This window comes from Martinezella sp. CNPSo 3964 (assembly GCF_057784375.1).
The window spans coordinates 1,086,429-1,099,092 of record NZ_JBXSOW010000001.1; the positions used below are offsets into that span (position 1 = coordinate 1,086,429).

A 12,664-nucleotide genomic window follows, 5' to 3' on the forward strand; every position below is an offset into this window, starting at 1 on the left:
AGTTGATGATCTTTACGATGCTTGAACAGGGGAACGGCCTATGCCATAGGCAGGGTCATTCGAAAGTTCAAGGGAGCAGAATATGGCTCAATCCACTGGCCTCATGGCAGGCAAGCGCGGCGTCATCCTCGGCGTAGCAAACAACCGTTCGATAGCGTGGGGTATTGCCAAGGCCTGTTCGGATGCCGGAGCCGAAATCGCATTGACGTGGCAGGGCGATGCCCTGAAGAAGCGCGTCGAGCCGCTTGCTCAGGAACTCGGCGCCTTCATGGCAGGCCATTGTGATGTGACCGAACCGGCAACGATCGATGCCGTCATCGACACGCTGGAAGCGAAATGGGGCAAGATCGATTTCGTCGTGCACGCCATTGCGTTTTCCGACAAGGACGAACTGACCGGCCGTTACCTCGATACCAGCCGCGACAACTTCACGAAGACAATGGACATCTCCGTCTATTCGTTCACGGCAGTTGCACAGCGCGCCGAGCGAATCATGAATGACGGCGGCTCGATGATCACCCTCACCTATTACGGTGCGGAAAAGGTCATGCCGCATTACAACGTCATGGGTGTCGCCAAGGCCGCTCTCGAAGCAAGCGTGCGTTATCTCGCCGTCGACCTCGGCAGCCGCGGCATCCGCGTCAACGCGATCTCGGCCGGCCCAATCAAGACGCTCGCAGCTTCCGGCATCGGTGATTTCCGCTACATACTGAAGTGGAACGAGTACAATGCGCCGCTGAAGCGGACTGTCACGATCGACGAAGTCGGCAATTCCGCCCTCTATCTGCTGTCCGACCTGTCGACGGCTGTCACCGGCGAAATCCACCACGTCGATTCCGGCTATCACACGGTCGGCATGAAGGCCGTGGACGCGCCCGACATTTCCGTCGCGAAGGACTGACCAACAGGAATCTGACCGTGTCGCCCATCCTCTATGTGATACGCCACGGTCAGACCGACTGGAATGCCGAGCGCCGCCTGCAAGGGCAGAAGGATATTGATCTGAACGCCATCGGCCGCGAGCAGGCCCGGCAGAACGGCATCGATCTCGCCGAAATCCTCGCCTTCGAAAACATAGCCTTCGATTTCGTCGCCAGCCCCTTGCGGCGCACGCGCGAAACCATGGAAATCGCGCGCGATGCCATGGGTCTGCCACCCAAGGATTATCGAACGGACGAAAGGCTCGTCGAGCTGTCGTTCGGCGCCTGGGAGGGCTTTACCCTCAGGGAATTGAAGGCGACGGCGCCCGACCGGCTTGCCGAGCGCAAGGCGAACAAATGGGACTTTATCCCGCCTGGCGATGACGCCGAAAGCTACGAAATCCTGTCATGGCGGGTCGGCTCATGGCTGGCATCGGTTGATCGTCACACCGTCTGCGTCACACATGGCGGCGTCATCCGCACGCTATTTCGTCTGATCGGCGATGTTGAAAAGGAAGAGGCGGCTGAAATCCCGATCCATCAGGACCAGATCCTGAAGGTCGATCCACAGATGAAGATCATCGGCTGGATGTAGACGGTTCCCAACCGAGCGCGAATGGCTGCACGGTCTGACAGCTACGGAAGAAGAGCAATCAGCTTGAAAGCGGGAAATTCGCCCGAGACGGCCGGTTTGCCCGGCGGCACCACCATTTACTGAACGATATCGAGATCGTTGACAACGCGCTTGCCGTCAACTTCCGTATAGAAGACCACGACCTTCACGCCAGCCTGCAGGCCACTGAAATCAAAATCCTCAGGCACTTGATAGCTCTTGCCATCATCCAGCGTGATATTGAAATTCTTGGTGTCGACCTTCTTGATGATGGCCTCGACATCCGCGCTTTCTGCAAAGCCCGCGACAGGAGCAAGCAGGCTTGCCGTGGCCAAAAGCGTCGCTACAAAGAAGCGCATCGTCGTCACCCTTCAGGTCAGTTTGCTTTTCATTTCTTATTGCGATGTAGAAAACACGTCGAATATGGCGGAAGTTGCCCCCAATAGTGGCTTCGTTCGCCCAATTGGTGAATGCATCGTCACAATCCACAGCGCAGATTAATCTTTGTTTACCATGATGTTGAAGCGGCAGACGGAAGCCGCGTCAGCCGTTTCCACGCAGCCGGAAAGAAAGATTTTGTCTTGCCGGCATCCGGCACTGGAATCAAATAGGTAGAGCATGATGTCGCCCGAAAACCGCTTACACTTTTCGGCATCATGCTCTATGAGTGGGCCGAAATTGCAAGAGACAAGACGCGGTCTGCCCGTCAGGCTGCACCAATCCGGTCGTTTTTCATGTCGCACAATACATTCGGTCACCTTTTCCGCGTCACCACCTGGGGCGAAAGCCATGGCCCGGCGCTCGGCTGCGTCGTCGACGGCTGCCCTCCCGGCCTCCGCTTCAAGCTGGAGGACATTCAGGCCTGGCTCGACAAGCGCAAGCCGGGGCAATCGCGCTTCGTGACCCAGCGGCGCGAGGACGATCTCGTCAAGGTTCTGTCGGGCGTGATGCTGGACGAAGACGGCGAGACGATGATCTCGACGGGCACGCCGATCTCGATGCTGATCGAGAATACCGACCAGCGTTCGAAGGATTATGGCGAGATCGCCCGGCGCTATCGCCCCGGCCACGCCGACTACACCTATGACGTCAAATACGGCATTCGCGATTATCGCGGCGGCGGTCGCTCGTCGGCCCGCGAAACGGCCGCACGCGTCGCTGCCGGCGGCATCGCCCGCCTCGTCGTGCCCGGCGTGACCATCCGCGGCGCGCTGGTGCAGATCGGCAAGCACAAGATCAACCGCGCCAACTGGGACTGGGCGCAGGTGGATCAGAACCCCTTCTTCGCTCCGGATCCGGAGATCGTGCCGGTCTGGGAAGAGTATCTCGACGGCATCCGCAAGGCCGGTTCCTCGATCGGCGCCGTGGTCGAAGTGGTGGCGGAGGGCGTGCCGGAAGGACTTGGCGCCCCGATCTACGGCAAGCTCGACCAGGATATTGCCTCGCTGTTGATGTCAATCAACGCCGTCAAGGGCGTCGAAATCGGTGAGGGCTTCGCCTCTGCCGAGTTGACCGGCGAAGAAAATGCCGATGCGATGCGCATGGGCAATGACGGCAAGCGCATCTTCCTGTCCAATCATGCCGGCGGCATCCTGGGCGGCATTTCCACGGGCGAGCCGATCGTCGCGCGCTTCGCCATCAAGCCGACCTCGTCTATCCTGACGGAACGCCAGTCGATCGATGCGGACGGCAACAATGTCGACGTGCGCACCAAGGGCCGCCACGATCCTTGCGTCGGCATTCGCGCCGTGCCGATCGGCGAGGCAATGGTCGCCTGCGCCGTTGCCGACCATTATCTGAGGGATCGCGGCCAGACCGGCCAGCAGAGGTAGGAATTTCGAGATGTCTTACGACCAGAAGCGCGTTGTCGATGCCATCCGGGCTTTCGAAGCCGGCGAGATCGTCGTCGTCATGGACGATAACGACCGCGAGAACGAAGGCGACCTGATCGTTGCCGCCGTTCATTGCACGCCTGAAAAGATGGCCTTCATTGTCCGGCACACCTCCGGCATCGTCTGCACGCCGATGCCGCGCGAGGAAGCCAAGCGGCTGAACCTCAACGCCATGGTCGCGGAAAACGATTCTGCCCATACGACGGCCTTCACCGTCTCGGTCGATTTCAAGCATGGCACCACGACAGGCATTTCCGCCGACGACCGGACCCTGACGGTTCGAAACCTCGCCAATCCGAATGTCGGCCCCACGGATTTCGTCCGTCCCGGCCATATCTTCCCGCTGGTTGCGCGCGAAGGCGGCGTGCTGATGCGTTCGGGCCATACGGAAGCCGCCGTCGACCTCTGCAAGCTTGCCGGCCTGCCGCCGATCGGCGTCATCAGCGAGCTTGTCAACGATGACGGCACGGTGACGCGCGGCCAGCAAGTGGTGGAATTCGCCGAACAGAACGGCCTGAAGCTCGTTTCCGTCGCCGATCTCATCGCCTATCGCCAGCGCAAGGAAACCCTGATCGAACTCGGTGCCAGCTTCGACATCGAGACGCCGTTCGGCAAGGCGCGGGCGCATACCTACTCGCTGCCCTGGGACCCGATGCAGCATCTCGCCGTGGTCTTCGGCGATATCCGCGATGGCGTCGATATCCCGGTGCGCCTGCATCCGGAAAACGTCGCCGAGGATCTGTTCGGCAAGCGCCGTCCCGTCGATTTCTACATGAAGAAGATCGCCGAGGAAGGCCGCGGCGTCATCGTCTATCTTCGCGAAGGCTCCGTCGGAGTCGGTCATTTCGACAATGGCCGCAAGGCGCGCCAGGCCGAGCGTGAAAGCCATGCCGAGGCACAGGCGCGAGACAGCGAATGGCTGGAAATCGGCCTCGGCGCGCAGATCCTGAAGGATCTCGGCGTCAGCTCGATCAAGCTGCTGACCAGTCGCGAACGGCACTATGTCGGCTTGGAAGGCTTCGGCATCAAGATCGCCACAACGGAAATCTGCTGATCTTTACCCTCCCCTTGAGCGGGAGGGTCGGAGCATAGCTCCGGGACGGGGTGATTGCGGCAAATTCTGCAGCCAGCCAATTGTCACCCCCACCCGCGCGTGCCGCGCGACCTCCCCCATCAAGGGGGAGGTGATTGATGCCGCCATCCCTTGGCAGCGTCAGCCTTGAGGTTGCAGCGCCGAAAACTCGCGATCCAGCAAGCCCATCATGATGTCATCGTGCCAGCTGCCGTTGACGTAGGCCGTCTCCCGCTCCCGTCCTTCAACGATGAAGCCGCATTTCTCATAGGCGCGGATGGCGCGCTTGTTGTAGGCGAGCACGCGTATTCCAATCCGATGCAACCCTATCTCGCCAAAGGCATGGCTCAGCAGAAGAGTGATCGCTTCGGTGCCAAACCCCTTCCCGAGCAAGGCCGGATTATAGATCCCGATCGCCATCGTCGCGCGCCTGTCCTGGCGATTGACGTTGTCCAATCTGATTATGCCGGCAAAGGCACCGTTGATTTCGATGACCCAGGCGTGGGGGTGATCGGCAAGACCCTGAACCCATAGCGCCGCCCCCTCCCGGGTGATGGGCTTGATGTCCTCTTTGTTGACGCCATACATTTCCGCGATCTCGGCATCCGTGCCCAGGGCGAAGCGCGTATCGGCGTCATCGGCGCATGGCGGACGGAGCCTGACATTCCGGCCCTCGAGAATTGGCAACGACAACAAATCCTCCCTTTTGATAGGCGCCTCTGCCTATGCGACAGCCTAAGTTATGACCTCGACCAGAAGCACAGGTTTGTAACGCCGCGCTGAAACCACTGGAAATGACTTTGCTATAAGTTACCAGCGGCAAGCAACGTCATCTCGGCCAGGAAGGTTTTGGTATCAAGATCGCCATGATGGAAATCTGCCGATCCTCACCCTCCCCTTGAGCGGGGCGGAGCTAAGCTTCGGGTGGGGTGATGTCACCCTGCACTCAGGTTCACCCCCACCCGCCGCTACGCGGCGACCTCCCCCCTCAAGGGGGAGGTGACAAAGCTCGTGATCGATCCAACCATGTGAGGCCGAATACGCGAAGCCAATTTTCATAGGCGAATTTTCGCAGAGTAGATTCGTCGAATCCGCTCTTGCGCATTGCATCGACGAGACGCGGCAAGCCGCTTGCGTCCCTGATTTCGCGGGGCATAACGGCGCCATCGAAATCCGATCCGAGCGCGACCCCATCCGCTCCAACGCGGGCGACGAGGTAATCGATTTGACGAACGACGGCATCGAGTGGGGTATCTTCTTCAAGATTGGCATCGGCGCGAATGTCGTTGACGGCCAAATTCAGCCCAACGACGCCGCAGGTGTCACGGATGGCGTCCAATTGCCGATCGGTCAGGTTTCGGCTCGACGGACATATGGCATGGGCGCAGGCATGTGTGGCCACGAGCGGAGCGGTGCTCAATGCCGCGACGTCCCAAAATCCACGCTCGTTCAGATGGGAAACATCAATCATGATGCCGAGTTCATTGCATCTTCTGACCAGGCTCTTGCCCAAATCCGTCAGCCCAGGCCCCGTATCGGGCGATCTCGGATAGGCGAACGGAACGCCATAGCCAAAGATATTCGGGCGGCTCCACACGATCCCTAGGGATCGAAGGCCGGCATCGCGGAGGCTGTCCAGATAGTCGAGATCGGGGCCGATAGCGTCGGCGCCTTCCATATGGAGCACGATGGCAAAGGCGCCGTCATATCCGGCCGCCTCGATCTCGTCGACGCTCGTTGCGAGACGTATTTTGTCGCCCGAGCGCCCGATCAGCTTCCTTATGGCCGAAAGCTGCCTATCGATCTGCAGCCGTGCATGGTCCGGATGCACCGCCTCGGCATAGCGAACCTCATACCCGTCATGGGTGATCGTCAGATCGTCCACCGGTTCGCGTTCCGGCGAGGCAAACATAGCAAACAATCCGCCGGCCAGACCTCCCTCAAGCGCTCGCGGGAGATCGAGATGCCCTGCCTCCGATCGAGCCAGAAAATCGCGACCCTCAGGCCTATAATCCAGCATGAACTGGACCGCATCATTATGCCCATCGAAAATCCGAACATCAGCCATGCGACCGTAGTCCCTAAAGGTCAGAGGCAATTTCGCTTACGCCACAACGCAATCCGCTGCCGATTTCCCGAAAAGGGAAAAATCGATCATCCCCGCCAACCGTCGAGAAACACAACCTTCTCGACGCCGATGAAACGGGCGACACGCTCCAGCTCCGCTTCAAGCTTCTCCAGCCGGCCGACGGATGTCTTGACGCCTGGTTCCAGCCACAGGCGTTTGACATCGAGAGTGCCGGCCTTGCGGTCGGCCTTCATGTCGATCCGGCCGATCAGACGGTCTCCCTCCAACAACGGGAAGACGTAATAGCCGTATTCGCGCTTCGGTTCCGGCACGAAAATCTCGATCCGGTAGAAGAAGCCAAAGAGGCGTTCGGTGCGATTGCGATCCCGCAAAGTCGGATCGAAGGGGCTGAGAACGCGGATGCGCGCCGGCGCTTCGGCATGATTGTCCAGCGTTTCGTGGAAATCGAGGAACGCGAAGGAAGGGCGCGGCTTGCCGCCGCCAGCGGGCTCGATCAGCACATCGGTCAGCTCGTCGCGATGCGTCTCGACCCACGTCTTGGCTTCCTGCGGCGACACGAGATCCCAAAAGGCTGCGATCTCGCCTGACGTCGCGAAGCCGAGACGCTGTAGCGCGCTGCGGCAGGCCCAGTCGACGAATTCGTCATGCTCGACTTCCGGCTCATGGAAATGGCTCGGCAGGACACGTTCGACAAGGTCATAGACCTTCTGGAAATTGGTGCGGCCGGCAATCGCGAATTTGCCGGTGCGCCAGAAATATTCGAGCGCCGTCTTGTTCGGGTGCCAGTTCCACCAGCCGCCGGAGACATGATCCTCCGCCTTGACCTCGCGGGCAGTGATGGCGCCATTCTTCAGCACGCGCTCGTAGGTTTCCTCGAAAGCCGCCTCGAACCCCTCCCCCCGCCATTTGCGCCAGCGTGCGATAATCGCCTCGTCCTCGCGGCGGAAGCGGTGCTTCCAGTAGACGAAGAAGGCGCTCGGCAAGATAGAGGCATCATGCGTCCAGTTCTCGAAGAGGGCGCCGTCCTTTTCCAGAAGCTCCGTCAGATGCTCGCGACGATAGGTCTGGTTGCGCGAAAACAGGATCTGATGATGGGCGCGCTCGACGGTCGCGATACTATCGACCTGCACGAAACCTATGTCGTGGATGAGCTGCAGCAGGCCCGCCTTGGTCAAGGCACGGTTCGGCGGATTGGCGAGCCCCTGCTTGGCAAGGAACACGCGGCGGGCATCACGATTCGAGAGCAGATTCGTCATGAGCAGATCATAGGCATAAATTCCCATGCTTTCAAAGAGGCCCTGATTTGATAAATCCACGCGATGCGCTATAGCTCCGCGACTGTGCCATGGAATAGGGAAGCGGCTTGGATATTCGGTTCGACAATGCCGGCGTCAATTACGGCACGCGTACTGCGCTGTCGCCGCTCAGCCTGACGCTTCAGGAGCGCCGCATCGGCGTGATCGGCCTCAACGGTTCCGGCAAAACGACTTTCGCGCGGCTGATCAACGGGCTCGTGAAGCCGACGATCGGGCGCGTCGTGGTCGACGGTCTCGATACCGTCGGCGATGCCACCAAAGTGCTTGGAAAGGTCGGCTACATCTTCCAGTCGCCGCAGAACCAGATCATCCTGCCCATCGTGCGCGACGACATTGCCTTCGGGCTGAAGGCGCGCGGATACGACAAGGCGCAAATCGAAGCTGCGGTCGACAGCATTCTGGGGCGCTTCGGCGTCGGCCATCTCGGTTCGCGGCGCGCGCATGAGCTTTCCGGCGGCGAGTTGCAGATGGCGGCCCTGTGTTCCGTGCTGGTAACTGGTCCGGACATCCTCATTCTGGACGAACCGACCAATCAGCTCGATCTCAAGAACCGGGCGCTGGTACAGAAGACCATCATGGGCCTGCCGGAAAGCGTCATCGTCATCAGCCACGATCTGCCGCTACTCGACGACTTCGAGCGAGTATTGCTGTTCGACCAGGGCCGGCTCGTTGCCGACGCGCCGGCGGCGGAGGCGATTGCGCGCTACAGGGAGCTGGCGGCCTGATGCAGACGCTGCATGTCGATGTCGATACCTGGCTGCATCGGCTCTCGCCGCGCCTGAAGCTGCTGGCGCTGACCGCATTCGGCGTGCTGCTCTTCCTTACTCAATCCATCACCGTGCTTGCCTGTGCAAATCTGATCGGCGCCGGCCTTTATTTCCGCAGCGGCCTGTCGATTGCAGAGGCACTAAAGCGGCTGTGGCCGATCCTGATCTCGATTGCGGTCCTCGCGATTTTTGCGGCCTTGGTCGGCCCGCTTCACGCGGCAATCGTCACCGCCCTGCGGCTGACGGCACTGGCGCTGTTTGCTGCCACGGTGACGGCGACGACATCGATGGCCGCTTTCATCGACGAGATCACGGCGCTTGCCATGCCGCTCGAAAAGCTGGGGCTGCTCAAAGCTGCCGATATCGGGCTTGCGATCGGCCTCGTCATCCGCTTCGTGCCCGAAATTCTCGATCGCTATCGCGCGATCCGCGAAGCACATCAGGCACGCGGGATCAAGATCCGCCTGGCAACCACGCTCGCGCCGTTGATCATCCTGACGCTGCGCGATGCGGACAATATCGCCGCTGCGATTGACGCGCGCGGCATTCGGCGTCAATGAACATAAATCTCTTTCGGAAGGAGCAGCCATGAACACCCGCGATCTCGTCCTCTCGGCGCTTTTTGCCGCCATCATCGTGGCGCTCGGCCTGTTACCGCCCATCCCGATCGGCATCATTCCCGTTCCGATCACGGCGCAATCGCTCGGCGTCATGCTCGCCGGCGTCGTGCTTGGCGCCAAGCGCGGCACGATCGCGGTGCTGCTGGTGGTCGTACTCGTTACCATCGGCCTGCCGGTCCTTTCCGGAGGACGCGGCGGCCTAGCCGTCTTTGCCGGTCCGACGGCCGGCTTCTTCGTCGGCTGGATCTTTGCAGCCTTCGTCACCGGCTATCTCTCGGAGAGATTGGTGAAGCCGGAGCAAAGCAGCCTCGCGCAGGGTGTCGGCTTTTTCGTCGCCGCCGCCATCGGCGGTGTCGTGGTGCTCTATGCTTTCGGCATTGCCTGGCTGACAATCAACGTTGGCTTCAGCAAGGCGTTCGTCGGCTCCATGGGCTTCGTGCCGGGAGACCTTATCAAGGCATTTGTCGCAGCTCTCGTCGGCCGCGCCGTCATGGCTGGCTACCCACTTCTGCCGCAGCGGAGCTGAAGCAGCCCACGCGGGCAGCGACATGCTGTCCTTGTCCGCTCAAGCCAGATATTTATAGAGCCAGTCGCGCGTATCTTCCGGCAATGGCACGGGATCATGCTCATCGCCGCGCACTGCGAGCCAGAGGATTTCCACCTCCGCCGCAAGTTCGTTGCCGGTTTCGATCGCGACGACGAAACCGATCGACTTGCCACCGATCTTGTTGACGCTGATCGAGTAGCGGGCGAGATCATCGAAATGCAGGCCACGATGCAGCGAGCAGGACGCCTTCTTGGCGATGTAGATGGGCTCATCATCGACCAGCGGCCGCGTACGCCAGAAATTCGAGAGTGCGGTCTCAGCCTGCGAGATATAAGAGGCGATAAACATCTGGCCGTGCCGGTCGACATCGCGCGGCGGCACCCTTACCTCAATGACATCGGATCGTTCTACTCTCGCCATCACGCAATAACCCTGGCCGGCGCCATACTGACCTTAATGAAAGCTTAACACTGCGCCTCGATAAGTAAACGGACGCCATCCCAAAGTGGTTAAGATGGATTGTTGACATTGTAGTGACATGGTCCATGTCCTGTAATAGGCGTCACGCCTCATTTATAGATTGGTCCCATGAGCACACGTCTTTACGAACACCCGATCTTTCTTGAACACATCGTTCCGCCCGGCCATCCGGAGCGGCCCGACCGGCTGCGCTCGCTGAACATTGCGCTGGAGCATCCGAATTTCGAGCGGCTGGACCGGCGAAAAGCTCCTGCGGCGCATGAGGATGCGATCCTGCTTGCCCATCCGGAAGAGCACCTGGATTTCGTTCTGCGCTCGATGCCGGACAGAGGCGATGATGGTGAGATCAACCAACTCGAAGCCGACACCTATGCCAGCCCGAAGACGCTGCAGGCGATCATGCACGGCGTTGGCGGCGCCATGGCGGCGGTCGACGATGTCTTCTCCGGCGCTGCCGACAATGTTTTCGTCGCGGCCCGTCCGCCCGGTCACCATGCCGAGAAGACCAAGGCCATGGGCTTCTGTTTCTTCAACAATGCGGCGATTGCCGCCCGCCATGCGCAAAGGGCCCATGGCGCCGAGCGCGTCGCCATCGTCGATTGGGACGTGCACCACGGCAACGGCACGCAGGACATTTTCTGGGACGATCCCTCCGTGCTCTTCTGTTCCACCCACCAGATGCCGCTCTATCCGGGCACGGGCAAGAAGGATGACGTTGGCGCACACAACACCATCGTCAACGCGCCGCTTTCGCCCAATACCGGCGGCGATCAATTCCGCGAGGCTTTCAAGTCGCGCGTGCTGCCGGCGCTGAATGATTTCCGCCCCGATCTCATCATCATCTCGGCCGGTTTCGACGCTCATCACCGCGATCCGCTGGCACAACTGAACCTCACCGGCGAGGATTTCGACTGGGCGACCGGCCGGCTGCTCGAGGTTGCCGATCGAAGCGCGAAGAACCGGGTCGTCAGCCTGCTCGAAGGCGGCTATGATCTGGAAGGTCTCGCCGAGTCGGCGGGAATGCATATTCTACGCATGATGAGAGGTTGACGATGAGCGAGAACGCCAAGGCAGATGTTTCGAGCTATTCCTTCGAGAAGGCCGTGGCGGAGCTTGAAAGCATTGTTGCCCGGCTCGAACGCGGCGATGTGGCGCTGGACGAATCCATCTCGATCTACGAGCGTGGCGAAGCGCTGAAGAAGCATTGCGAGGCGCTGCTGTCGGCTGCCGAGAACCGCATCGAGAAGATCAGGCTCGACCGTGCCGGCAAGCCGCAGGGCACCGAAGCGCTTGACGGCGCCTGAGATCGGATGGGAAAATTTGAGTTTGGCCGACATTCCCGTTAGGTTGAATTCCAGCCGAAAGGAAAGTCGATATGTCCTTCTTCCCAGGAAACGATCCGCAGGCCGGTGATGCCTTCGCCTGCGACGCGATCGAGAACCTCATCATTCCGCGCACCAGCGACCTCGGCGGCTTCTCCGTGCGGCGCGCGCTTCCGAGCAGCCGGCGGCGGTTGGTGGGGCCATTCATCTTCTTCGACCGCATGGGTCCTGCCATTTTGCGACCGGGCCAGGCGCTGGATGTCCGCCCGCATCCGCATATCGGGCTTTCCACCGTCACCTATCTGTTCGATGGCGAAATCCGCCATATGGACAGTCTCGGCACGGCGAAGGTGATCCGCCCCGGCGACGTCAACCTGATGACGGCGGGTCGCGGTATCGTGCATTCCGAGCGCACGCCGGAGAACCTACGCGATCACCCCTTCGCCATGTCCGGACTCCAGACGTGGCTGGCGCTGCCTGATGAAAAGGAAGAGATCGATCCGTCTTTCGCCCATACGGAGAAGGATGAGCTGCCCATCATCGCCGATGGCGGCGTGACCGGGCGCGTTGTGATCGGCGATTTCGAGGGCCTGAAATCGCCGGTGAAATCCTTCTCCGACACGCTCTACGTCGATCTGCAGCTGCAGCCGAACAAGACGTTTCCTTTTGGGGCAGCGCATGAGGAGCGTGCGGTCTACATTCTCTCCGGCTCGCTCATTGTCGCCGGCGACCGTTTCGAACAGGATCAGCTCCTCGTCTTCCGTCCAGGCGATGCGATAACGCTGGAGGCCGGCGAAAAAGGCTGTCATCTCATGCTTTTTGGCGGTGCAGCGCTCAATTCAAAGCGCTATATCTGGTGGAATTTCGTCTCGTCCTCAAAGGAGCGCATCGAAAAGGCCAAGGAAGAATGGCGCACAGGCCGCTTCGATATCGTGCCGGGCGACGAGGAAGAGTTCATTCCCCTGCCGGAAGGCTAACGGGTTCATAACAATCCCACATGTTTCTTGTTCGGGAGCACCTTGAATT

15 protein-coding genes are annotated in these 12,664 nt (G+C 60.3%); 10 read left to right on the plus strand and 5 right to left on the minus strand.

The features are described 5' to 3' along the window. The first annotated feature begins 82 nt into the window (after positions 1-82). Complete coding sequence (gene fabI, locus AC13Q5_RS05355; RefSeq protein WP_075855547.1) at positions 83-901, plus strand: enoyl-ACP reductase FabI; 819 nt, start codon at positions 83-85, stop codon at positions 899-901. A gap of 17 nt (positions 902-918) precedes the next feature. Further along, complete coding sequence (locus AC13Q5_RS05360; RefSeq protein WP_488501027.1) at positions 919-1,515, plus strand: histidine phosphatase family protein; 597 nt, start codon at positions 919-921, stop codon at positions 1,513-1,515. A 116-nt stretch (positions 1,516-1,631) separates the two neighbouring features. On the opposite strand, the gene AC13Q5_RS05365 is transcribed toward AC13Q5_RS05360, so the two are convergent. Further along, a complete protein-coding gene (locus AC13Q5_RS05365) occupies positions 1,632-1,892 on the minus strand; it encodes a DUF1344 domain-containing protein (RefSeq protein ID WP_075855549.1) in 261 nt (86 codons plus the stop codon). Positions 1,893-2,267: 375 nt separating this feature from the next. On the opposite strand from AC13Q5_RS05365, the gene aroC reads away from it, so the two are divergent. Both aroC and ribB read left to right on the plus strand, forming a co-directional pair. Further along, positions 2,268-3,365 (plus strand): chorismate synthase, encoded by a 1,098-nt coding sequence (gene aroC / locus AC13Q5_RS05370; protein WP_457878638.1) that lies wholly within the window; start codon positions 2,268-2,270, stop codon positions 3,363-3,365. A 10-nt stretch (positions 3,366-3,375) separates the two neighbouring features. After that, positions 3,376-4,479 carry a 3,4-dihydroxy-2-butanone-4-phosphate synthase gene (ribB, locus tag AC13Q5_RS05375; protein WP_075855551.1) on the plus strand — a complete coding sequence of 368 codons (1,104 nt, stop codon included), beginning with the start codon at positions 3,376-3,378 and terminating at the stop codon, positions 4,477-4,479. Positions 4,480-4,638: 159 nt separating this feature from the next. Here ribB and AC13Q5_RS05380 read toward each other — a convergent pair whose 3' ends face one another. The 3 genes from AC13Q5_RS05380 to AC13Q5_RS05390 all read right to left on the minus strand — a co-directional run bounded on the left by AC13Q5_RS05380 (position 4,639) and on the right by AC13Q5_RS05390 (position 7,842). Continuing rightward, positions 4,639-5,184 carry a GNAT family N-acetyltransferase gene (locus tag AC13Q5_RS05380; RefSeq protein WP_488501170.1) on the minus strand — a complete coding sequence of 182 codons (546 nt, stop codon included), beginning with the start codon at positions 5,182-5,184 and terminating at the stop codon, positions 4,639-4,641. Positions 5,185-5,485: 301 nt separating this feature from the next. Next, positions 5,486-6,565 (minus strand): dipeptidase, encoded by a 1,080-nt coding sequence (locus AC13Q5_RS05385; RefSeq protein ID WP_488501028.1) that lies wholly within the window; start codon positions 6,563-6,565, stop codon positions 5,486-5,488. An 86-nt stretch (positions 6,566-6,651) separates the two neighbouring features. After that, positions 6,652-7,842: a winged helix-turn-helix domain-containing protein gene (locus tag AC13Q5_RS05390; RefSeq protein WP_488501029.1), complete on the minus strand. Its 1,191-nt coding sequence runs from the start codon at positions 7,840-7,842 to the stop codon at positions 6,652-6,654. A 107-nt stretch (positions 7,843-7,949) separates the two neighbouring features. On the opposite strand from AC13Q5_RS05390, the gene AC13Q5_RS05395 reads away from it, so the two are divergent. Genes AC13Q5_RS05395 through AC13Q5_RS05405 form a run of 3 tightly spaced genes read left to right on the plus strand, consistent with a single transcriptional unit; the run spans position 7,950 to position 9,815 of the window. Further along, positions 7,950-8,627: an energy-coupling factor ABC transporter ATP-binding protein gene (locus AC13Q5_RS05395; RefSeq protein ID WP_488501030.1), complete on the plus strand. Its 678-nt coding sequence runs from the start codon at positions 7,950-7,952 to the stop codon at positions 8,625-8,627. Continuing rightward, the gene (locus AC13Q5_RS05400; RefSeq protein WP_457878642.1) at positions 8,627-9,229 is read left to right on the plus strand and encodes an energy-coupling factor transporter transmembrane component T family protein; all 603 of its coding nucleotides are present in this window, start codon (positions 8,627-8,629) and stop codon (positions 9,227-9,229) included. Before AC13Q5_RS05395 ends, AC13Q5_RS05400 begins: the two co-directional genes overlap by 1 nt. A gap of 28 nt (positions 9,230-9,257) precedes the next feature. Continuing rightward, entirely contained in the window at positions 9,258-9,815 is a 558-nt protein-coding gene (locus AC13Q5_RS05405; RefSeq protein ID WP_488501031.1) for a biotin transporter BioY, read from the plus strand. 39 nt (positions 9,816-9,854) lie between these two features. Here the strand turns inward: AC13Q5_RS05405 and AC13Q5_RS05410 are convergent, their stop codons facing one another. Continuing rightward, positions 9,855-10,256 carry an acyl-CoA thioesterase gene (locus AC13Q5_RS05410; RefSeq protein ID WP_488501032.1) on the minus strand — a complete coding sequence of 134 codons (402 nt, stop codon included), beginning with the start codon at positions 10,254-10,256 and terminating at the stop codon, positions 9,855-9,857. Between the two features lie 168 nt (positions 10,257-10,424). Here AC13Q5_RS05410 and AC13Q5_RS05415 point away from each other — a divergent pair, with 168 nt between their 5' ends. The 3 genes from AC13Q5_RS05415 to AC13Q5_RS05425 all read left to right on the plus strand — a co-directional run bounded on the left by AC13Q5_RS05415 (position 10,425) and on the right by AC13Q5_RS05425 (position 12,615). Continuing rightward, entirely contained in the window at positions 10,425-11,366 is a 942-nt protein-coding gene (locus AC13Q5_RS05415; RefSeq protein ID WP_488501033.1) for a histone deacetylase family protein, read from the plus strand. A gap of 2 nt (positions 11,367-11,368) precedes the next feature. Continuing rightward, positions 11,369-11,620, plus strand: a complete 252-nt coding sequence (locus AC13Q5_RS05420) for an exodeoxyribonuclease VII small subunit (RefSeq protein WP_075855559.1) — start codon at positions 11,369-11,371, stop codon at positions 11,618-11,620. A 71-nt stretch (positions 11,621-11,691) separates the two neighbouring features. Further along, positions 11,692-12,615: a pirin family protein gene (locus AC13Q5_RS05425; RefSeq protein WP_075855560.1), complete on the plus strand. Its 924-nt coding sequence runs from the start codon at positions 11,692-11,694 to the stop codon at positions 12,613-12,615. Positions 12,616-12,664: the final 49 nt, after the last annotated feature.

Coding starts and splice junctions, on each gene's coding strand:
- fabI (WP_075855547.1), top strand. CDS start 83: ATGGCTCAATCCACTGGCCTCATGGCAGGCAAGCGCGGCGTCATCCTC.
- AC13Q5_RS05365 (WP_075855549.1), bottom strand. CDS start 1,892: ATGCGCTTCTTTGTAGCGACGCTTTTGGCCACGGCAAGCCTGCTTGCT.
- aroC (WP_457878638.1), top strand. CDS start 2,268: ATGTCGCACAATACATTCGGTCACCTTTTCCGCGTCACCACCTGGGGC.
- ribB (WP_075855551.1), top strand. CDS start 3,376: ATGTCTTACGACCAGAAGCGCGTTGTCGATGCCATCCGGGCTTTCGAA.
- AC13Q5_RS05385 (WP_488501028.1), bottom strand. CDS start 6,565: ATGGCTGATGTTCGGATTTTCGATGGGCATAATGATGCGGTCCAGTTC.
- AC13Q5_RS05390 (WP_488501029.1), bottom strand. CDS start 7,842: ATGACGAATCTGCTCTCGAATCGTGATGCCCGCCGCGTGTTCCTTGCC.
- AC13Q5_RS05400 (WP_457878642.1), top strand. CDS start 8,627: ATGCAGACGCTGCATGTCGATGTCGATACCTGGCTGCATCGGCTCTCG.
- AC13Q5_RS05405 (WP_488501031.1), top strand. CDS start 9,258: ATGAACACCCGCGATCTCGTCCTCTCGGCGCTTTTTGCCGCCATCATC.
- AC13Q5_RS05410 (WP_488501032.1), bottom strand. CDS start 10,256: ATGGCGAGAGTAGAACGATCCGATGTCATTGAGGTAAGGGTGCCGCCG.
- AC13Q5_RS05415 (WP_488501033.1), top strand. CDS start 10,425: ATGAGCACACGTCTTTACGAACACCCGATCTTTCTTGAACACATCGTT.
- AC13Q5_RS05420 (WP_075855559.1), top strand. CDS start 11,369: ATGAGCGAGAACGCCAAGGCAGATGTTTCGAGCTATTCCTTCGAGAAG.
- AC13Q5_RS05425 (WP_075855560.1), top strand. CDS start 11,692: ATGTCCTTCTTCCCAGGAAACGATCCGCAGGCCGGTGATGCCTTCGCC.